Source organism: Marinobacter algicola DG893, from assembly GCF_000170835.1.
GTDB classification, from domain to species: domain Bacteria; phylum Pseudomonadota; class Gammaproteobacteria; order Pseudomonadales; family Oleiphilaceae; genus Marinobacter; species Marinobacter algicola.
This window is the reverse complement of the sequence record NZ_ABCP01000008.1, coordinates 43,777-64,220: the sequence shown is the minus strand read 5'-3', so window position 1 is coordinate 64,220 and position 20,444 is coordinate 43,777. Positions and strand designations below refer to the sequence as shown.

Annotated in this window: 16 protein-coding genes; 15 read left to right on the top strand and 1 reads right to left on the bottom strand. The window is 55.9% G+C overall.

Annotated features, from left to right (window positions below; translation table 11 throughout):
• Positions 1–224 precede the first annotated feature (224 nt).
• From MDG893_RS08080 to MDG893_RS08030, 11 genes are all read left to right on the top strand, one after another.
• On the top strand, positions 225–1,601 hold the full coding sequence (locus MDG893_RS08080) for an NCS2 family permease (protein WP_007153262.1): 1,377 nt from the start codon (positions 225–227) through the stop codon (positions 1,599–1,601).
• A 70-nt stretch (positions 1,602–1,671) separates the two neighbouring features.
• The gene (locus tag MDG893_RS08075) at positions 1,672–2,430 is read left to right on the top strand and encodes an outer membrane protein OmpK (RefSeq protein WP_007153261.1); all 759 of its coding nucleotides are present in this window, start codon (positions 1,672–1,674) and stop codon (positions 2,428–2,430) included.
• Between the two features lie 74 nt (positions 2,431–2,504).
• A complete protein-coding gene (gene uraH / locus MDG893_RS08070) occupies positions 2,505–2,858 on the top strand; it encodes a hydroxyisourate hydrolase (protein WP_007153260.1) in 354 nt (117 codons plus the stop codon).
• 50 nt (positions 2,859–2,908) lie between these two features.
• The gene (locus MDG893_RS08065; RefSeq protein WP_007153259.1) at positions 2,909–4,147 is read left to right on the top strand and encodes a urate hydroxylase PuuD; all 1,239 of its coding nucleotides are present in this window, start codon (positions 2,909–2,911) and stop codon (positions 4,145–4,147) included.
• Between the two features lie 110 nt (positions 4,148–4,257).
• Entirely contained in the window at positions 4,258–5,208 is a 951-nt protein-coding gene (gene puuE, locus MDG893_RS08060; RefSeq protein ID WP_007153258.1) for an allantoinase PuuE, read from the top strand.
• A gap of 11 nt (positions 5,209–5,219) precedes the next feature.
• On the top strand, positions 5,220–6,056 hold the full coding sequence (locus MDG893_RS08055; protein ID WP_244264403.1) for a bifunctional allantoicase/(S)-ureidoglycine aminohydrolase: 837 nt from the start codon (positions 5,220–5,222) through the stop codon (positions 6,054–6,056).
• Positions 6,057–6,076: 20 nt separating this feature from the next.
• The gene (locus tag MDG893_RS08050) at positions 6,077–6,574 is read left to right on the top strand and encodes an ureidoglycolate lyase (RefSeq protein WP_007153256.1); all 498 of its coding nucleotides are present in this window, start codon (positions 6,077–6,079) and stop codon (positions 6,572–6,574) included.
• A 111-nt stretch (positions 6,575–6,685) separates the two neighbouring features.
• Positions 6,686–8,461: a glyoxylate carboligase gene (gcl, locus tag MDG893_RS08045; protein ID WP_007153255.1), complete on the top strand. Its 1,776-nt coding sequence runs from the start codon at positions 6,686–6,688 to the stop codon at positions 8,459–8,461.
• Between the two features lie 91 nt (positions 8,462–8,552).
• Positions 8,553–9,329 (top strand): hydroxypyruvate isomerase, encoded by a 777-nt coding sequence (gene hyi / locus MDG893_RS08040; protein WP_007153254.1) that lies wholly within the window; start codon positions 8,553–8,555, stop codon positions 9,327–9,329.
• A 32-nt stretch (positions 9,330–9,361) separates the two neighbouring features.
• Positions 9,362–10,252, top strand: coding sequence for a 2-hydroxy-3-oxopropionate reductase (locus MDG893_RS08035; RefSeq protein ID WP_341857556.1), 891 nt, complete (start codon positions 9,362–9,364; stop codon positions 10,250–10,252).
• A 130-nt stretch (positions 10,253–10,382) separates the two neighbouring features.
• On the top strand, positions 10,383–11,696 hold the full coding sequence (locus MDG893_RS08030) for a glycerate kinase type-2 family protein (RefSeq protein WP_007153252.1): 1,314 nt from the start codon (positions 10,383–10,385) through the stop codon (positions 11,694–11,696).
• A gap of 77 nt (positions 11,697–11,773) precedes the next feature.
• Here the strand turns inward: MDG893_RS08030 and MDG893_RS08025 are convergent, their stop codons facing one another.
• Positions 11,774–12,526 (bottom strand): GntR family transcriptional regulator, encoded by a 753-nt coding sequence (locus MDG893_RS08025; protein WP_007153251.1) that lies wholly within the window; start codon positions 12,524–12,526, stop codon positions 11,774–11,776.
• A 524-nt stretch (positions 12,527–13,050) separates the two neighbouring features.
• Here MDG893_RS08025 and uraD point away from each other — a divergent pair.
• The 4 genes from uraD (at position 13,051) to MDG893_RS08005 (ending at position 20,422) form a co-directional block, all read left to right on the top strand.
• Positions 13,051–13,566: a 2-oxo-4-hydroxy-4-carboxy-5-ureidoimidazoline decarboxylase gene (gene uraD, locus MDG893_RS08020; RefSeq protein WP_007153250.1), complete on the top strand. Its 516-nt coding sequence runs from the start codon at positions 13,051–13,053 to the stop codon at positions 13,564–13,566.
• Between the two features lie 139 nt (positions 13,567–13,705).
• Complete coding sequence (locus MDG893_RS20480) at positions 13,706–17,299, top strand: CHASE domain-containing protein (RefSeq protein ID WP_007153249.1); 3,594 nt, start codon at positions 13,706–13,708, stop codon at positions 17,297–17,299.
• A gap of 8 nt (positions 17,300–17,307) precedes the next feature.
• A complete protein-coding gene (locus MDG893_RS08010) occupies positions 17,308–18,219 on the top strand; it encodes a GGDEF domain-containing response regulator (RefSeq protein ID WP_007153248.1) in 912 nt (303 codons plus the stop codon).
• Positions 18,200–20,422 (top strand): GGDEF/EAL domain-containing response regulator, encoded by a 2,223-nt coding sequence (locus tag MDG893_RS08005; RefSeq protein WP_007153247.1) that lies wholly within the window; start codon positions 18,200–18,202, stop codon positions 20,420–20,422. The genes MDG893_RS08010 and MDG893_RS08005 overlap by 20 nt, the downstream gene beginning before the upstream one ends.
• Positions 20,423–20,444: the final 22 nt, after the last annotated feature.

Below are 20,444 nucleotides of genomic sequence, written 5' to 3'. Positions count from 1 at the left end.
GGCGGGCTGCCCGTTGCCGATGATGGGCACGCCCACCCCTGGTTTGGAGCCTTTCTACCCTACCTCTTCGGGTCCTTCTTTCTTCTTGTGCACAATCGTTATAAGAATTTTGTTGCAATTGTTGTATACAAAAGCATAATCGGAGTTGTGGTTCCTGACCGATAAGTCAGGAAATACCGATATAGGCAAACCAGCCATCACCTGCCTCAAGGGCTCTGCTCTGGGTGATAGAAAACAACAATGATGAGGAATACCTTGTGGAAAACATCGATCAGCAGAAGCGCTCGCTCGGAGCGTTAGCGAGAACGGACTGGCTCGAGCGCATTTTCAAGCTCCGTCAGCATGGAAGCTCAGTGAAAGTTGAGCTGATGGCGGGCCTGACCACCTTCGTAACCATGGCCTACATTATCTTCGTTAACCCCAATGTTATGGCTGCGGCCGGCCTAGATCATGGTGCTGCGTTCGTCGCCACCTGTCTGGGGGCGGCACTTGGCTGCCTGCTTATGGGGTTTTACGCCAACTGGCCGGTGGGACTGGCACCGGGCATGGGGCTCAACGCATTTTTTACCTACACCGTCGTCGGCGAAATGGGCTATACCTGGCAGGTTGCCCTCGGCGCGGTCTTTCTCTCCGGCATCCTGTTTATGATTATGAGCCTCTCGCGAATCCGCGAATGGCTGCTTAACAGCATTCCGATGAGCCTGCGTTTTGCCATGGGGGCGGGGGTTGGTCTGTTTCTCGGGCTTATTGGCTTGAAGACGGCGGGCATTGTCGTCGACAGCCCTGCGACGCTGGTGACGATGGGGTCTTTTGGTGAGCCTTCGACACTGCTGGCTGCCATCTGCTTTTTGCTGATCGCGGTACTCAGCCACCGCAACGTTTTCGGCGCCATCCTGCTGAGCATGCTCGTCGTAACGGGGATCGGCTGGAGCATGGGGCTTGTGGAATATGGCGGGGTTGTGTCGCTCCCGCCCAGCCTGGGGCCAACCTGGCTGGCGATGGATATTGCGGGCGCGTTGAACGTGGGCATGATCAGCGTTGTACTCGCGTTTCTCTTCGTGAACATGTTCGACACCGCGGGAACACTGATGGGGGTGGCTCATCGTGCAAACCTGGTTGACGAGAACGGCAAGATAGAAAACCTTTCCAAATCCCTTAAAGCGGACAGTACATCCAGTGTCTTGGGCTCTTTTGTGGGTTGCCCGCCGGTAACGAGCTATGTTGAAAGCGCTTCAGGCGTGGCCGCCGGTGGTCGCACTGGTCTGACGGCCGTCACTGTCGGCGTGCTGTTCCTGCTGGCAACCTTCTTTGCACCGCTTGCGGGAATGATCCCGGCCTATGCGACCGCAGGTGCGCTGATATACGTCGCTATGTTGATGATGAGTGGGATGGCCCACATCGACTGGAAGGACATCACCGACACCATTCCGGCCATCATTACGGTGGTGATGATGCCGCTGACCTTCTCCATCGCCAATGGCATTGCACTGGGCTTCGTTACCTATGCCACGTTGAAGCTGCTTACCGGGCAGAGGAAAAAGGTATCCGTCAGCCTGTATGTTCTCTGTGTCATCTTTATCGCCAAGTTCGCCTTCCTGTGACGGAAGAAGGCGCATGGTTGACCAAAACCCGAGGTTTTACCCCAAAACAACAACACGAGAGGTAGTAATAATGAAACTGTTGCAAAAAATCCTGCTGGCGGCGTGCGTTTTCACCACGTTTGCTCCGGTTGCTCACGCTGAAAAATTCTTCGGCAGTTCCAGTGTGTCGCTGCTTTATAGCGATGACTATGAAATCTTTGGCTCTCAAAAAGAGTCTGCGACTGTGTTTACCTTTGAAAACGCGACCGCCCATAACTGGGGGGATACGTTCTTCTTCATTGACCGCTATCAGGTCCAGGGGGATTCAGGTAATGCTGACTCCACCTATGGGGAGTTCGCGCCCCGCCTGAGCCTGAGTTGGCTGAGCGGCCAGGATCTGGGCTTCGGGCCGGTTAAAGACGTCTACCTGGCAACCCAGTATGAGTTCGATGGTGGGGTAGAGGCGAACAACTACATGTATGGGCTTGGATTGGGCTGGGACATCCCTGGATTTCAGTACTTCAATACCAATGCCTACTATGTTGAAAACAATACCGCGTTCGACACGCCAGACGACTGGCAGTTGACCGTAACCTGGGGTGTGCCGTTCGAACTGGGCAGTGCGGCGTTTCTCTTTGACGGGTTTGTCGACTATTCATCAGGGGTAAGCGGTGGTCAGAGTGCGGACTTGCACATCAACCCCCAGTTCAAACTCGACCTTGGTCATTTCACGGGAGAGGCTGGCGTGTTGTATGCCGGTATAGAGTACTCGTACTGGCGTAATAAATTCGGTAGCCCGAACATCGATACGGAGAATGCCGTTAGCGCCCTGGTCAAGTTCCACTTCTGACCAGCGCTCATCATCGGATCCATTGGGCCGCTGGTTTCAGCGGTCCAGCTGCCATCACATGACAGGAGAACTTTATGGGACGCCTTACCACACACGTACTGGATACTTCGCTGGGTTGCCCCGGACAGGGTATTCGTATCGAGGTATACCGGCTGGAGGGTGAATCGCGCACCTTGCTGAAAGAAGTCACCACCAATGATGATGGTCGCTGCGATGCTCCAATTCTTGAGGGAGAGGCCTTTACCGAAGGCCAGTTCGAACTGGTCTTTCACGCTGGTGACTACCTCAGGCGCCAGGGCGTAGAGGCTAACGAACCGCGCTTTCTCGATGTTATCCCATTGCGTTTCGGCGTGGCTGACGCCTCCCAGCACTTTCATGTGCCCCTCCTGCTTTCTCCCTATAGCTACTCCACCTATCGCGGTAGCTGAGTCGAGATGGTCAGTCATCAATACAACAGTGCGAACAAGAGAACAGGTTAATGGAAGCTTACATTCTGGATTTTGTGAATTTCATGTTGCGGTGGCTTCATGTGATTGCAGCCATTGCGTGGATTGGCGAGTCAATTTACTTCGTGATGCTGGATAACAGCCTTAAGCCGCCACAGGCCGAAAACTGCAAAAAGAAGGGGGTTTTTGGTGAGATGTGGGCCGTGCATGGGGGCGGTTTCTACCACAACCAAAAGTACGCCACCAGCCCGGGTACCTTGCCTGCCGACCTGCATTGGTCGTTCTGGAAGTCGTATACCACCTGGCTGTCGGGTTTCGCGCTGTTCGTTATTCTCTATATGGTCAACCCGGGCTTCTACCTGGTGAACACCAATAGCAGTTGGCAGTGGGCTGCTGAGTTAAGTGGATGGCAGGCCAACGTTGCGGCGGTGCTTTTCCTGGCATTCGGGTGGGTTGTATACAATGAGTTGTGCAAGCGCATAAGCCCCAACATGGAGCGCGACGGCATTCTGAGTATTGCGGTAGGGGTGCTGCTTGTCGTTGTTGCCTATGTAAGCACGCAATTGTTTGCTGGCCGTGCTGCGTTCCTTCTGACCGGTGCTGTCATGGCGACAGCCATGTCCGCAAACGTTTTTTTCTGGATCATTCCGGGCCAGCGCCGCATGGTCGATGCCATGAAGGCGGGCGAGGAGCCCAATCCTATTGATGGCAAGCGCGGTAAACAACGCTCTGTCCACAATACCTACTTCACGCTTCCCGTTGTTCTGCTGATGATCAGTAATCACTATGCCTTCGCCTATACAGAGGCTCAGGCATGGTTGGTCATGTCGCTGCTCATATTTGCCGGCGCCGTTATCCGCCAGTTTTTCGTACTGATGCATGCGGGCAAAACCCAACCTTCCTACCTTCTGGCCGGTGGTGTGCTGATCCTGCTGACGTTCTGGGTGGCCGCGCCTACGGGAGAGTCCCAAGTGGCAACGGCTCAGGCGAACGCCGAGCCCAATACAACGACGCATGAGACAAGTGAGTCCCCCCTTGCTGCCAAAGTGGGCGCGACCATTGAACAGCACTGTGCGGGATGCCATTCGAAGCAACCTGAGAACCCGGCGTTTTCGGCTCCGCCAGCGGGCTTTGCGTTTGATGCGGTTGATCAGATACTTAGCCATCAGGCCAAGATCCAGGAGGTTGTGGCGAACGGTTACATGCCTTTGGGCAACACCACGAACATGACCGAAGAAGAGCGCGAAATCATCAAGAACTGGGGTGAATGACGGTTGCGTTCTATTTGGATACAATATAGTATATTTAAGTATACAATGTTAATTGAGGGCGCGCTGGTAACAGCGGCCTGCCAAACGGATTGGAAGAAGGAAGTTGTTTGATGAGTCCGGCTAATCCAGACCATTACCCCCGAGACCTGATTGGTTACGGTTCTGAGCCTCCCCATGCAAATTGGCCTGGCCGGGCACGCATTGCCGTGCAGTTCGTTCTCAATTACGAGGAAGGTGCAGAAAACTGCGTTCTGCATGGCGATACGCATTCGGAGCAGTTCCTGTCTGAAATCGCCGGGGCCGAGGCGTATCCAAGCCGGCACATGAGCATGGAATCCATCTATGAGTATGGCTCCCGGGCAGGGGTATGGCGGGTACTGAACGAGTTTCAGCGCCGCGGCATGCCACTGACAGTGTTTGGTGTAGCGATGGCGCTTGAGCGGCACCCCGAGCTTGCCCATGCCTTTAAAGAGCTGGGTCATGAGGTCGCCTGTCACGGTTGGCGCTGGATTCATTACCAGAATATTCCGGAAAGTATAGAGCGCGCGCACATGCGTCGGGCCATCGAGATCTTCGAGACTTTATACGGTGAGAAACCGGCTGGGTGGTATACCGGGCGCGACAGCGAGAACACGCGCCGTCTGGTACTGGACGAAGGCAGCTTTCTCTACGACAGCGATTACTACGGGGATGATCTGCCGTTCTGGACCCGTCAGTACGATAGCCAGGGCGAAATGCACAACCACCTGGTGGTGCCTTATGCCCTGGACACCAATGACATGCGCTTCGCTTCGGCACAAGGCTTCGGCACCGGAGAGGACTTTTACCAGTATTTGCGAGACGCCTTCGACGTGCTTTATGCCGAGGGTGAGGATGCGCCAAAGATGCTGTCCGTTGGTCTCCACTGTCGGCTGGTAGGCCGGCCGGGACGCTTTCGGGCCCTGCAGCGATTCCTCGATCACATAGAAGCGCATGATCGTGTCTGGGTTACGAGACGTGTGGATATTGCACGCCATTGGGCCGAGCACCACCACCCGCTCTCATCCAAGGAGCAGCAATGAGCAATCGATCTGTGAACAAACCTACGTACTACGCTCCCGCTGGCGGGCATCCACCTCAGACCCAGTTGTTGTCTGACCGTGCGGTTTTTACCGAAGCCTACGCCATCATTCCCAGAGGCGTGATGCGGGATATCGTCGCCAGTGCCTTGCCGCATTGGGAAAAGACCCGGCTTTGGGTGCTTTCACGGCCGCTGTCCGGGTTCGCCGAAACCTTCTCCCAGTACATCATGGAGGTGTCCCCGGGGGGCGGAAGCTCGCGACCAGAGCTGGACTCATGCGCGGAAGGGGTCCTGTTTGTGGTTGAAGGCGAGATGGCCCTGACCATCGCCGGCCAACAACACCGGATGCAGGAGGGCGGATATGCCTTTATCCCGCCGGGTGCGTCCTGGCAGGTGTTCAACGAGAGCAACTCGACGCTGCGTTTTCACTGGGTGCGAAAAGCCTACGAGCATGTCGACGGCATTGATGTGCCTGAGGCCTTTGTCACCAATGAGATGGATATAACGCCCACTGAGATGCCGGGAACTGAGGGTCGCTGGACGACAACGCGCTTTGTTGATCCGCAGGACATTCGCCATGACATGCACGTCAACATTGTCAATTTCCAGCCCGGCGGAGTCATTCCATTTGCCGAGACCCACGTGATGGAACATGGCCTTTACGTGCTGGAAGGGAAGGCGGTTTATCACCTCAACCAGGATTGGGTTGAAGTGGAGGCGGGTGACTACATGTGGCTTCGCGCCTTCTGCCCGCAAGCCTGCTATGCCGGTGGACCGGGACCTTTCCGTTACCTGCTTTACAAGGACGTGAACCGGCACATGAAACTCAGCGGATTCGGTTCGCGCTGAGCTGAGACGAGGACATTTTTATGCTGGAACTCAAAGCACAACCGTTGAGCCCGGAGGCATTCGCCGAATTCGGGGATGTTATTGACCGGCGCACGGCTGACTCCTTTCCCATCAACGCGGGGCGCACCCAGCGCCACCATGATCTGGCGAAAGTGGAGCTGCTCGGTTATGAGGCACGGGTTCTGGTGAGTATTTTTGTAAGCCAGCCGGTGACGTTACCGCTGGAGCTGTCGTTCCTGGAGCGCCACCCGCAAGGCAGCCAGGCCTTCATGCCCCTGCACGAGGAGCGATTCCTGGTTGTTGTCGCACCCCCAGGCGACACGATCAGCCCTGATGAAGTTCGCGCCTTTGTCACCGATGGTTTCCAGGGAGTGAATTACCGCGCGGGTACCTGGCACGCCGTGCAGTCGGTGTTGGATCGGGAAGGCGAATTCCTGGTTATCGATCGCGGCGGTCCGGGGCACAACTGCGACGAGTACGGAATGGAGGTGCGTGTGCTCCTCGACCTATCTGACTGATTTACCGGCTGAATTCCCATTCAACCTTTTACCGACGGTGCACTGACGTTTCAAGCGCCGGGACGAGCATCGCCTCGACTACAAGAACAACCTTACTTCGGAGGAAACACCATGACTCGCATGACCGCAGCAGAAGCCGCTGTTCACGTTTTGAAGAAAGAAGGTATCGATATTGCCTTTGGAGTGCCCGGAGCGGCCATTAACCCGTTCTATTCCGCTATGCGCAAAGTTGGAGGGGTTGACCACGTCCTCGCGCGCCACGTGGAGGGGGCCTCTCATATGGCGGAGGGTTACACCCGCACCAAAGCAGGCAACATCGGTGTTTGCATCGGAACGTCAGGACCCGCTGGCACCGACATGATCACCGGGTTGTACTCTGCCACAGGCGACTCCATACCCATTCTCTGCATCACTGGGCAGGCGCCGCGAAGCAAACTGCACAAGGAAGACTTCCAGGCGGTGAACATCCAGGCCATCGCCGGCCCTGTCACCAAATGGGCAGTTACCGTCCTCGAGCCGGCCCAGGTGCCGCGGGCGTTCCAGCAGGCGTTCCAGTTGATGCGCAGCTCCCGCCCCGGTCCCGTTCTGATTGACCTGCCCATCGATGTACAGATGAGCGAGATCGAATTTGATCCGGACACCTACGAATCGTTGCCTGCCTACAAGCCGGCGGCTTCACGGGCACAGATCGAGAAAGCGCTGACCTTGCTGAACGAGGCCGACAAGCCCTTGCTGGTTGCCGGTGGCGGCGTTATCAACAGTGATGCGAGCGACCTGCTGGTTGAGTTTGCAGAGCTTACGGGTGTTCCCGTTGTTCCTACCTTGATGGGTTGGGGGACGATTCCCGATGACCACCCGTTGATGGCCGGCATGGTGGGGCTCCAGACGTCCCATCGCTATGGCAACGCCACCATGCTCGCGTCCGACTTCGTGATGGGCATTGGTAACCGCTGGGCGAACCGGCACACCGGTAGCATCGAGGCCTATACCAAGGACCGGAAGTTTGTTCATGTTGACATCGAGCCCACCCAGATCGGCCGTATCTTCGGGCCGGACTATGGGATTGTCTCTGATGCCAAGGCGGCGCTGGAGCTGTTCATTACCGTGGCCAAGGAGTGGCGCGCCGAAGGCAAACTCAAGGATCGCGGAGCCTGGGCCCAGGAATGCCAGGAGCGCAAGCAGACACTGCTGCGCAAGACTCACTTCGACGACGTGCCGGTCAAGCCGCAGCGCGTCTACGAAGAGATGAACAAGGTGTTCGGCAAGAATGTCCGGTACGTGACCGCCATTGGTCTGTCCCAGATCGCCGGAGCCCAGTTCCTGCACGTGTACAAGCCGCGGCACTGGATCAACTGCGGTCAGGCCGGGCCGTTGGGCTGGACCATTCCAGCTGCCCTGGGTGTATGCCGTGCCGATCCCGAGGCCGAGGTCGTCGCTCTCTCCGGGGACTACGACTTCCAGTTCATGGTTGAGGAGTTGGCTGCCGGGGCGCAGTTCAAGCTGCCCTATATCCATGTCCTCGTGAACAACTCGTATCTGGGGCTGATCCGTCAGGCGCAACGTGGTTTCGACATGGACTACTGCGTGCAGCTGTCGTTCGAGAACGTCAACTGCCCCGAGATAAACGACTATGGCGTTGATCACGTCTCGGTTGTCGAGGGCCTTGGGTGCAAGGCGTTGCGGGTCACCAAGCCTGATGACATTGGCCCGGCGTTTGTACAGGCGCGACAACTGATGCACGAACACCGGGTGCCGGTTGTGGTGGAGATCATCCTTGAGCGTGTGACCAACATTGCCATGGGGACCGATCTTGACGGTGTTAACGAGTTCGAAGCACTGGTAGAGAACGTCACCGATGCGCCGACCTCAATTGCCAGCCTGACCTGAGTATCGCAATCAATCGCCCCCGACCTGTGGAAAGCATCAGGTGTCAGGTAGGGGGCGAAGACCCAAAAATGGACGAGTAGGAGACCCAAAAATGCCTAAGTTTGCAGCGAATCTAAGCATGCTGTTCGCCGAGGAGGATTTTCTCGATCGCTTCCAGGCCGCCGCGTCGGCAGGCTTTCAGGGCGTCGAGTATCTCTTCCCCTACGATTTTCCCGCGGCAGACATCAAAAAGCAGTTGGATGCCCATGGGCTTACCCAGGTGCTGCACAACCTTCCGGCTGGGGATTGGGCGGCTGGTGAGCGCGGTATTGCCTGTCACCCGGACCGGGTCGACGAGTTCCGTGAAGGCGTCGACCTGGCCATTGACTACGCCACCGTGCTCGGGTGCAAGCAACTGAATTGTCTGGCAGGTATCCGACCTAACACAGTAAGCGAAGAACAGGCCCGTAGAACCCTGATCGACAACCTGCGCTTCGCCGCCGAAAAACTGAAAGCGGCGGGCATCCTGTTGCTCGCCGAGCCCATCAATACCCGCGACATACCCGGCTTCTTCCTCAACCGGACGGAGCAGGCCCTGGCGTTGTTCGAGGACGTGGGTAGCGACAACCTGAAACTGCAATACGACATCTATCACATGCAAATCATGGAGGGCGACCTGGCCCCGACCATCGAAAAGCACCTTTCACAAATCGGCCATGTGCAGCTGGCGGACAATCCAGGGCGCCACGAGCCCGGCACCGGGGAAATCAATTACCCGTTCCTGTTCGGTCATCTTGATCGCCTGGGCTACCAGGGTTGGATCGGCTGCGAGTACAAGCCTGCGGCGACAACGCTCGAAGGTCTCGGCTGGCTGGATAACGCACGATAAGGTCATTCAACAAAAAAGTGAGTAAGGAGAGGATTATGAGCAAGATCGGATTTATTGGTCTCGGGATTATGGGTCGGCCCATGGCCGGACACCTGCTGGAAGCAGGCCACGAGCTGGTAACCTACGTTAAGTATGGCTCTCTGGACGAAGGCCTGGCGGCCAAGGGCATGAAAGAAGTCGATAGCCCCAAGGCAGTTGCGGAACAGGCCGAGATTATCATCACCATGGTTCCGGATACCCCCGATGTTGAGGAAGTGCTGATTGGCGAGGCCGGCATTGTTGAAGGCCTCCAGCCCGGTACGCTGGTCATCGATATGAGCTCCATCGCGCCGATCCCCACCCAGGCATTTGCCAAGCGCATCACCGAGGCTGGTGGTGAGTACGTCGATGCCCCGGTGTCTGGTGGCGAGGGTGGCGCTGTTAACGCAACCCTGACCATTATGGTGGGTGGTACCAATGAAGGCTTTAACCGGGCGCTGCCTGTCCTTGAGGTAATGGGTAAGACCATCACCCATATTGGCGAGCACGGCGCTGGCCAGATCTGCAAGGTTGCCAACCAGATCGTGGTGGCGCTGACCATCCAGGCCGCGGCAGAGGGCCTGCTTTTCGCCTCGAAAGCCGGAGCGGATGTGACGAAAGTGCGTGAGGCCCTGCTGGGCGGTCTGGCTCAGTCGAAGATCCTCGATGTGCACGGAGAGCGCATGATCAAGCGTACCTTTGACCCTGGCTTCCGTATTCGCCTGCACCAGAAGGACCTCAACCTGGCCCTGGAAAGTGCACGCAGCCTGAATCTGTCGCTGCCTGGTACCGCCAATGCCCAGCAACTGTTCCAGGCCTGCGCCGCGAACAACGGTGCGGATTGGGACCACGCAGGCATTGTGAAGGCCCTGGAAAAGCTGGCTGACCACGAAATCGGTGCCTAGTTAAGTTGCCGGCGCAGCACTCAAACCCAATGGCCGGTGTCGATTCGGCACCGGCCATTAGGGCGCGATTGGGGGCGCGCCGGCGTACCACGTCGTTTCTTTAATTTCTATCCGTTGCGAGGAGCCGCAGATGCACGCCTTGTCTGATTCGCTGTCCTTTGATCATCCGACAGAAGTGAATGTCTGGCTCAGGCAGCTTGCCGCAACGGCGGTATCCGCCGTCCATCCCGATACGCTGCTTTCGGCCGGCCAGCTACCGCCACGCCCGTCCGGACGTACCGTTGTGATTGGGGCTGGCAAGGCGGCGGCGGCAATGGCTGCGGCCTTCGAGCGCACGTGGGCTGACGCCTACGACGATGCCGACCTTTCCGGCCTGGTTGTTACCCGTTATGGGCATGGCGCGGAATGTCGTCACATCGAGGTATTGGAGGCCTCCCATCCCATGCCGGACGAGTTGGGCGAAAAGGCGGCCCAGCGTATGCTCGATTCGGTGGCCGGGCTGACCGAGAATGATCTCGTTGTCGCTTTGATTTCAGGGGGCGGTTCCGCGCTCATGACACTGCCGGCGCCAGGGCTGACGCTGCAGCAAAAGCAGGCCATCAACAAGACGCTGTTGCGTTGTGGCGCCCCGATCCGGGAGATCAACACGGTGCGGCGCCACCTTTCGCGAGTCAAGGGCGGGCGCTTGGCCGTCGCCGCCCATCCGGCGAGGGTGATTACCTACCTGATTTCCGATGTGCCCGGCGACGATCCCGCGCTCATCGCCTCAGGGCCAACCATTCCAGACGCGACAACGCCAATGGACGCCCTGGAAATACTGGAGCGGTACTCCATAGGCATTCCGGAGGCCGTGCGTCGCCACCTGCTCAGTGACGATACCGCGCCCAAGCCGCACTCACCCGAATTCGGACTTGATCGCACGATCGTTCAGGCCAGGGCCTGTGATGCACTTCGGGCCGCCGAGGCCTCCGCGAATCTGGCCGGTTTAGACGTTCGTGTGTTGGGTGACGATCTTGAAGGAGAGGCGAGGGAACTCGGAGGCGAGCATGCGACAATGGCGTTGAAGCTGCAAAAAGACCTCAAAGAACCCCTATTGATCCTTTCAGGTGGCGAGACCAGCGTTACGGTTTCCGGTGAAGGGCGAGGAGGTCGCAACGTTGAGTACCTCCTGGGTGCAATCTCGGTTCTTCAGGGAGCGTCCAATATTCACGCGTTGGCCATCGACACGGACGGTATTGATGGCTCCGAAGATAACGCCGGCGCCATTTTTGGCCCCAATGACTGGTCGCGGGTTCAGGCCCTGAAGCTTGATCCTGCCAGCTATCTCGCCCGCAATGACGCCTACAGTTTTTTCGAGGCACTCGATGGTTTGATCATCACGGGGCCGACTCGCACCAACGTTAATGATTTCCGGGCCATTCTGGTGCTTCCGAAATCCATGTGAGCCCTGAGGTCCATGTGGGGGGGGCAATGCCGACCATCAACAGCGTTACCACACGTGAATACCCTGGCCGGCCCCTGTTATTTGGTGCCGGCTTTTTTCCGGGCAAAGCCGATGTGTGAAAACACCGCATGCAGGTCATCGGTTGTACTTTCGTTGTCAAAGTTCAGTTTTGCATCGATATGATCCATGTGATGCATCATCAACGACACGGCTTTGTCGGTGTCACGGGCGGATATCGCATCCAGTAACTGGTTGTGCTCATCATAGGAACAGTGCGAACGGGTGCCCTTTTCATATTGGGCGATGATCAGCGAGGTCTGAGAAACCAGGCTGCGCTGGAAACCAACGAAGGGGGCGTTGTTCGCCGCCTCGGCCAGTTTCAGGTGGAACTCGCCAGACAAGCGGATACCGGCGCCCCGATCCCCGCGGGCAAAGCAGTCATGCTCCTCTGTCACCATTCCCCGCAGCTCATCAATCTGTTCTTCAGTGGCGTGCTGAACCGCAAGCTCCGTGATGGCACGTTCGACCAATCGCCTTGCGTAGAGGATCTGGCGAGCTTCCTCCACACTTGGGCTGGCCACCATCGCGCCCCGGTTGGGGCGAATCGAAACGACACCCTCATGGGCCAGTTGCGACAGCTCCCGCCGGATAATCGTGCGGCTGACGCCAAATATTTCTCCCAACGCCTCTTCGCTCAACTTGGTTCCCGGGGCCAGCCGATGCTCAAGAATAGCGTCGAACATGTGGGCGTATATGGTGTCGCTTGTCGCCCCCGTCCGTTTTTTCTCGGCTCGGTTCAGGCTTTTGGTGGGCTGCGCTTGTTTGCTCATAATGTCTCGCGAATGAGGTGGTGGAAGTACGGAATCTGGTAGTGGGATAGTATACGAGAAAAGACCCCGTTTAGCCGAGCCTGATCCAGTCACGCGCCACCTTTCGGCGCTCCAGGCCATCAATGAGTCGGAGAAAGGGGCAAAAAAAACCCGCCAGGCGGCGGGTAAAAACACACTGAGGCAAGTCGAGTGTGTTGCAGGAGGGCGGGTAAGGTTCGCAGATCGAATGTCACAAAACCTTCCCGCCGTGGCCACGATGACCTGATCAAAGAGTAACATAATTCAATTATAAATGAATACATAAAGTTAAAATATTGTATCCTATAATTTACTAAAATTCTTGTTTTTAGATCAATTGTGGATCAGGAGTGGTGAGTGGGTGTCATGTTGAAGTCAGATATATTAACGGCCCGCAAAAAGAATTGCCTCGCATTGATGTCTATGTTAATTGTATACGATATTTTAGGTTTGGCGCTCTATGATTCGGGTACCAACCGCATACATTGAAATATCAGGAGCAGACAATGAGCCGTTTTCAAACGCTGACTCCGTCCAGCCTTGGGCGCGAGGATTTCGTGGCCGCATTTGCGGACATCTATGAGCATTCACCGTGGGTGGCGGATAAAGCCTATGAGATGGGCATCGATGAAACATGTGATGAAGTCGAACAACTGCATGAGCGGATGGCCAACATCCTTCTCAGTGCGGATCGCGACACCCAGTTGGCATTGATCAACGCCCACCCTGACCTCGCAGGCAAAGCCGCTATGCGTGGAGAACTGACGGCCTCCAGTACTTCCGAGCAGGCCGGTGCGGGCATTCAGGATTGCAGCCCGGAAGAGTTTGAGCGCTTTGTCAGGCTGAACGAGGGATACAAAGCCAAGTTCGGGTTCATTTTTGTTATGGCGGTGCGGGGCAGTAATCGACACCAGATACTGGCGTCGTTCGAAGAGCGCATTGACAACTCTCCCGAGCAGGAATTTCAGCGCGCACTGAGCGAGATCAATAAAATTGCGTTGTTCCGCCTGCAAGCCATGTAGCAGGCGGAATACCGAAACGTTCTTGCATCAGGTTCAAAGTCTGGATTTATTAGGCTTTTGAGACGTTGGTGCTTTCGTGCTCACTCCGAAATTGAACTACACTTGATCGTGTTGTTCCTGACAGGGAGTGGGCCGAGGTATGTTTGACGCATGGAAGTCTTTTCGATCGCTGTCCTTACTCCATTGGGTGGTGATTTCCCTCTCGTTACTTCTTACCCTCACCGCCTGGCAGGTTTCATCCCGAATTGCAGAGGAGAAGGCCAGGGAGCAGTTTGACCATCAGGTGGAACAGCTCAACGAACTTCTGCGGGACCGGATGCAGAAGTACGAATTTGCGTTGATGTCCGGTGCTGGTGCCATCCGGGCCTCAGAAGACGGCGTGAACCTGCAGATGTGGAAGCGTTTCAGCGAAGTGCTGGCGCTTCAGGAGCGTTTGCCGGGCATTAATGGTATTGGCGTTATTGAACGCGTTGCCGCGGAGAATCTGGGCGACTATATCGCGCAAAAGCAACAGGAACGCTCCCACTTCCGGATTCACCCTTCCCATAGCGGCGATGATTTCTGGCCCATTGTTTATATTGAGCCAGAGGCGTCCAATAGGGCGGCTGTCGGGCTCGACATGGCCCATGAATCGAATCGGTATCAGGCGGCGCTCAAAGCGATGAGAACCGGCGAAACCCAGATCACGGGCCCTATCGTGTTGGTACAGGATGAGGAAAAAACACCCGGATTCCTTTTCTACCGGCCATTCTACCAATCCGCAGAAGTGCCACCGACCGATCAACGTGAGTCGTTGTTCAGCGGGCTGGTTTACGCGCCCTTTATCATGTCGAAACTGATGGAAGGCACGCTCGCCAACATCAACCGGCTTGTTCACTTTCGGGTTACGGATGGTGAATCCCGCCTGTACAGCGAACTCGATGAAACCCGTGGCGACAATTACGACCCCACGCCCATGTTCGAGGCGTCCTATGTGTTGGATATGTATGGTCGTCGGTGGCATTTCGACGTCCAGACCACACTGCGCTTCGAAACGTTTAACGCCGGCAAACAGCCCATCATCATTCTCGTCAGCGGGCTGGTTATCAATGCCCTGATTTTTCTGGTCTTTACGCTCATGGCTGACGCGCGTCGTCGCGCTGAGAGCAAGGTTGTTGAGAAAACGTCTGAGCTGCGGGAAAGCCTGGATTTTATCAACACACTGACCGACAACCTTCCGTTGACCGTGTCTGTCTGGGACTCTCAACTGAACTGCCGTTTCATGAACGCCTATGGCGAGCACTGGTTTCCTTTCAGCAAAGAAGCAGCCATTGGCCAGAATCTGGAGCAGTTGCTTGGCCCTGACCTGGTCAAAGAACGCAACATTCACTATCAGCAAGCACTGGAAGGCAGGAGTGTCCAGGCCAGTGCCTCGCTTGAGAACCGCAATGGTGAGATCCGCGATGTTGTGGTCAGTTATCACCCGGTAACGTTGCAGGGTGAACAGTGCTTCATGGCGACCACGATTGATGTGACCGAGATCGTGCAGCGTGAAAAAGAACTGGAAGTTCTGAATGCGGAACTCAAGGAGCAGAAGCAGGAGGCGGAATCGGCAGTGACCGTCAAAACGGCCTTCCTTGCGAATATGAGCCACGAAATCCGCACCCCCATGAACGCCATTATCGGCGTGCTGGTGCTGCTACAGGAAGCCGGGCTTGAGGATCACCCCCGGCGGCTTGTGAAGAAAGCCTTCTCGGCGTCTGAGGCCCTCCTGCAACTTCTGAATGACATTCTGGATCTCTCCAAGATTGAGGCGGATCACATTGAGCTGGATATCCATCCATTTGATATCGACGCGCTGGTTCACCGTAGCGTCGACCTGTTCGCCATTGTTGCGGAAGAAAAAGGCCTGAAGCTCAGGGTGTCCATTGATCCCACGACACCCAATCGGGTCGCGGGCGACCTGCTGCGGATTTCCCAGATATGTACCAATCTTGTCGGCAATGCTGTCAAGTTCACCCGTAAGGGCGGTATTGATGTCAGGATTGATTATCGGGCTGAGAGCCAGGCAAGTGGTTATCTCCGTATTGAAGTCGCGGATACCGGCGTGGGGATCAAACCCGAGGACCAGGGGCGGGTTTTTGAGAACTTCCGGCAAGCGGACGAATCCACGAGCCGGAACTTCGGTGGTACCGGGTTGGGCCTTGCCATCAGCCGAAGACTGGCAGATCTGATGGAGGCGGAACTGACCCTGAAGAGCGATGTTGGTGAAGGCTCTACGTTCCAGCTATTGGTGCCGGTGGGCGTATCCCAGGACGATGGCACGGTAAGTTCCGCGAGAACGGGAAGGCCGATTCACGTCTTCCATTACGGTTTTCGCGCCAATCTGGCCTTGCTGGAGGATTATCGGGAGCACTGGCGCCTGACTCTTGAAGCCGTCGATGATATGGCCCAGTGGCCAGGTATCCTTGAGACTATTGCAAAGGTTGAAGACGTCGAAGACAGATTCTTCCTGATCGACATGGAAGGCACGGAACCGAGCCTGCTGGACAGCTTCGTGACCGAAATCTTGACCCATCCCGGTAGCTACCCGCTCTGGGCCATACTGATTATCGCCCCGGCAGGCTATAGGCGGGAATGGTCCGCAGATTTTGAACGCTCCGGCGGACACATGGCCTTTGAGCCACTGACGCCGTCAAAACTCTTTGAGCACTTCTCCCAAAGGCACGGAAATACTCCGGATATCCCGGGAGGGGGAAAACCCCAGTTCAAGGGACTGTCTGCACTGGTTGTTGATGATGTGCCCTTGAACTGTGAGATTGTTGAAAGCTACCTGGGTTCGTTTGGTGTCGATGTGCAATCTGTCCAGAAGGGGGACCAGGCCATCGAGCACTTAAGGCAACGGAGCTTCGATCTCATACTCATGGATCTCCACCTGGACGGTGAAACCGGGCAGGAAGTGACAGAGCGCATCCATGGCTGTGCCAACGCGGGTGATTCAATCATCGTTGCACTCTCGGCCTCTATTTCCGATCATGACCGCATGACGGCCAAGGCGGCGGGAATGCAGGACTATCTCACCAAACCTGTGGTTCCCAAGGATATTCAGTTGCTGCTGGAGACCTATTTTGAAGACCGCCGTTCAGTGGTTTACACACCTGAGGTAGCCGACGACACTGAGGTGCCAGTATCGGGCATGCCGGAGTTTATCTCACGCCAGGCTTACGACCGTCTTTTCAGTGATGATCAAGCTTTGTTCACGCGATGTGTCAGAAGCTTTATTGCCAGTTCCGCGGAGATGGTTGCTGATGTCCGGCGGGCAACGCGGGCGGAAGATGCCCGCCACATGGCGCACAAAATCAAGGGGGCGGCCGCCAGTATTGCGGACACAGAACTTGCTCTGGTCGCTGGCCAGGTTGAAAACGCTACAGAGGATAGTACGTCGCTGTCGATGTTGCCCCAACTGCTCAACCTGCTTCTTGATCATGGTCGTCGGTTGGAACAGCACTTCGGCTTGATCTCCTCTGGCGGTCATACCGCTGAAACCGATGCGGAGTTACAAACCGTGCTTTCTCGTGTAAAGACCAAACTGGGTGGCAATCGTATCGCTGAAGATGAAGATTTGAGGATGATCTTGAATCACCTCATTGCCAGCAGCCAGATGACACTGGCGAACCAACTGAGACAAGCGTTGGAGGTTTATGACTTTCAGCTCGCACTCGCACTATTGGATGATGTCCCATTGAGGGGATAGGCTAGACAATGAGCAATGAAGAACAGCCAGTTGTACTTGTTGTGGAAGATAACCCGACCGGTATAGCCAGTCTTGTGGGGATACTGGGTTCGGCCTGTGAACTCGTTGTTGCCAAGACGCTGACAGAGGCAGAGCGATGCCTCTCTCCGGATATGGACCTTGTGCTGCTTGACCTCTACCTGCCCGATGGCAACGGTATTGAGTTTCTGAAGCGCTTGAAGTCGGACCCCTCCTATCAGGAACTGCCGGTGATCTGTATGTCGGCTTCCGACCAGAGCAGTGACATTGAAGAGGCGTTCAGGGAAGGCGCTATTGATTATGTCCTCAAACCTTTCAATAAGATCATCTTGAGTGCCAAGGTTTCCACCTTTGTTGATTTTAAACGCAAGACGGATCTGCTGGCTGCCCAGGCGTTGCGGGATACATTGACCGGGATCGGCAATCGGCGGATGTTTGAGCAGCAGTTGGACCTGGAGTGGCGACGGGCTCTTCGACAGGAGCTTTCCCTCGGCCTTGCTCTGGTGGATATGGACCATTTCAAGGGCATTAATGATCAATACGGGCACGCCCAGGGTGATGTTTGTCTGCAGCTTCTGGCGACGTCCATGGAAAAGGCGTTCGGCCGCGCTGGCGATCTGGTGGCAAGGCTTGGCGGCGATGAGTTTGTAGCCATGCTGCCCGGCGCCACACTCAATAATACGGTTCGGGCTGCCAGGCGTCTGGAGGAGGTTCTGGAAACCGAACACGAGAAGTGTCGCCGTAGTGGGCAATCCTGCCCTGACTTTTCAGTGTCAGTCGGTTGCTTCGCCGTCGTTCCTCATAAAGCGACGAATTCTTCAGAGCTGATGGAAGCTGCGGACCAACATCTGTATGAGGCAAAAAGAGAAGGAGGGCGTAGCTGTGTCAGACCTGCCATCTAAGCTGGACCGGGACGACTCGATCGGAACGCACCTCTTTCAGGTGAAACCCAGAGTCATGGTTGTGGACGACGAACCCACCAACATACGCGTGTTGTCGGAAGCACTGAAAAGCGATTATGACATTATCGTGGCCACCAGCGCGGAACAGGCGTTGAGGCTTCTCGATAAGGGAGAGCGCCCTCATTTGTTGCTACTGGATATCATGATGCCGGACATGGATGGTCTGGAAATGTGCCGACGGTTGAAACAACGTCAGGAGCTTCAGCATATTCCTGTTATCTTCATCACGGCACTCATGGACACTGGCAGTGAAGAAAAGGGGTTTGAGGCGGGGGCCGTGGATTTTATTCGCAAGCCGATCAACATTCCTTCTGTTCGGGCAAGAGTGCGCACCCACATTTCCCTGAAGGGCATGCTTGATCACATGGTCGAGCTCAATCAAACGTTAAGCGAACGATTGCATCAAATGGACCAGTTGAACTGGCGCTTGATGCAGGAACAGAAACAGAAAAAGGACCGTGCCGCTGCCTCAAAGAACCTCTATGAGCAGGCTTTCATGTCGACCTCGGAAGGCATTGCGGTGCTTGATCGCGAAGGAAAGATCACCGCAGTAAACCCGTCCTACAGCCGTATTACCGGTTACTCCGAAGCCGAAGCGCTAGGTCGGTATCATGAAATTCTTGATATGCGCGTGGATAAGCGCCAGGACAGCACCAGTATTCTGGACTATCTGGGGGTTCATAATCACTGGTCGGGGGAAATCTATAATCGCAGAAGGAATGGCGAGGTTTACCCGGAGCTGCGAACGATCAGCATCATAAGGGCTGACGACGGCCAGGTGACCCACTATGTGACGGTTTTTAACGATATCACCAACCTGAAAGAAACCGAGCAGCGGCTGGAAGAACTGACCTGGCGCGACCCTGTTACCGGTTTCCCCAATCGGGCTCTTTTCCTGGACCAATTGAGTACCGTGTTGAAGCTGTGTCATCACGGCGGCATGGCCACTGCGGTGATCGTTATTGATATCAATAACTTTCGATACATAAACGAAACCTATGGTTTCGACTGTGGTGATATCGTTATTCAGACCTTTGCCGAGAGGCTCAGAAATGCCTGCCACGAAGACGATTCCATCGCCCGTCTTTCCGGCGATGAATTTGGAATCGTGCTGGCACCAAAGCAGTGGACGTTGGACGAAGCCTACCGGATAGCTCTGCGGTTGTTCGAGCGTATTCAGGAGGCGCTGCGGGAACCCGTTCCTTATCGCTCGGAAGGGGCGTTGACGATAGAGGCAACCGGTGGCATTGCGCTGTACCCAACAGAAAGCTCAGACATGCCATCGCTGGCTTTGCGCCATGCCGAAACGGCGCACCGAAATGCCAAGGAGTCACACCGGGCTGTTGCTGTGTTTGAAGATTCCATGAGCGAGAATATCCGGCGGCAAATGGCGGTGGAGTCGGAACTGACCCGAGCGATTACTGAGAACGAAATTGCGATGTATGCCCAGCCCCAACTTAGCCCGGACCGGGAACTGGCGGGCATCGAACTGCTGGTTCGCTGGAATCATCCGGAAAGAGGGTTGTTGGGGCCTGGCGAATTCATTCCTTTTGCCGAGCGGACCCGGCAGATTGTCGCGCTGGAGCGCCATATCGTTCGCGAGTGCCTGGGAATGTTGGCCGATATGAAAGCGGATTCGCGACAACTTCGCTGTTCGATCAATATTTCCGCCAAGCACATGGCGGAAGAGGACTTTGCCGAGACGATCCTCCGGTTGGTTGCGGACTCGGGTTATCCACCGGCGCTGATTACGTTCGAGTTGACGGAAAGCGTGATGGTGAAGGATGTGGATGCCGTTGTCGAAAAGATGGAAACGATACGGAGCCTTGGCTGCACGTTCTCACTGGATGATTTCGGGACGGGGTATTCCTCGCTATCCCAACTGCGCCGGCTGCCCATATCGGAAATCAAGATTGACCGGTCGTTTGTGCTCTCGGCGCTAAGCGATTCCACCTCTGCCGATATCGTCGATATGGTGAAACGTATCGGCGAATCCATGAATGTTCGAGTTGTGGCGGAGGGTGTCGAAACGCAGGAACATGCGGATTTCCTGAAAGCCTTCCATCCGGGGGTTTATCTACAGGGATACTTCTTTGGGCGCCCGGCACCGCTGTGGACATTTTTCGAAGAGCAATCGAGTTGAACAGTGTGCCTGGGTGTTGGCC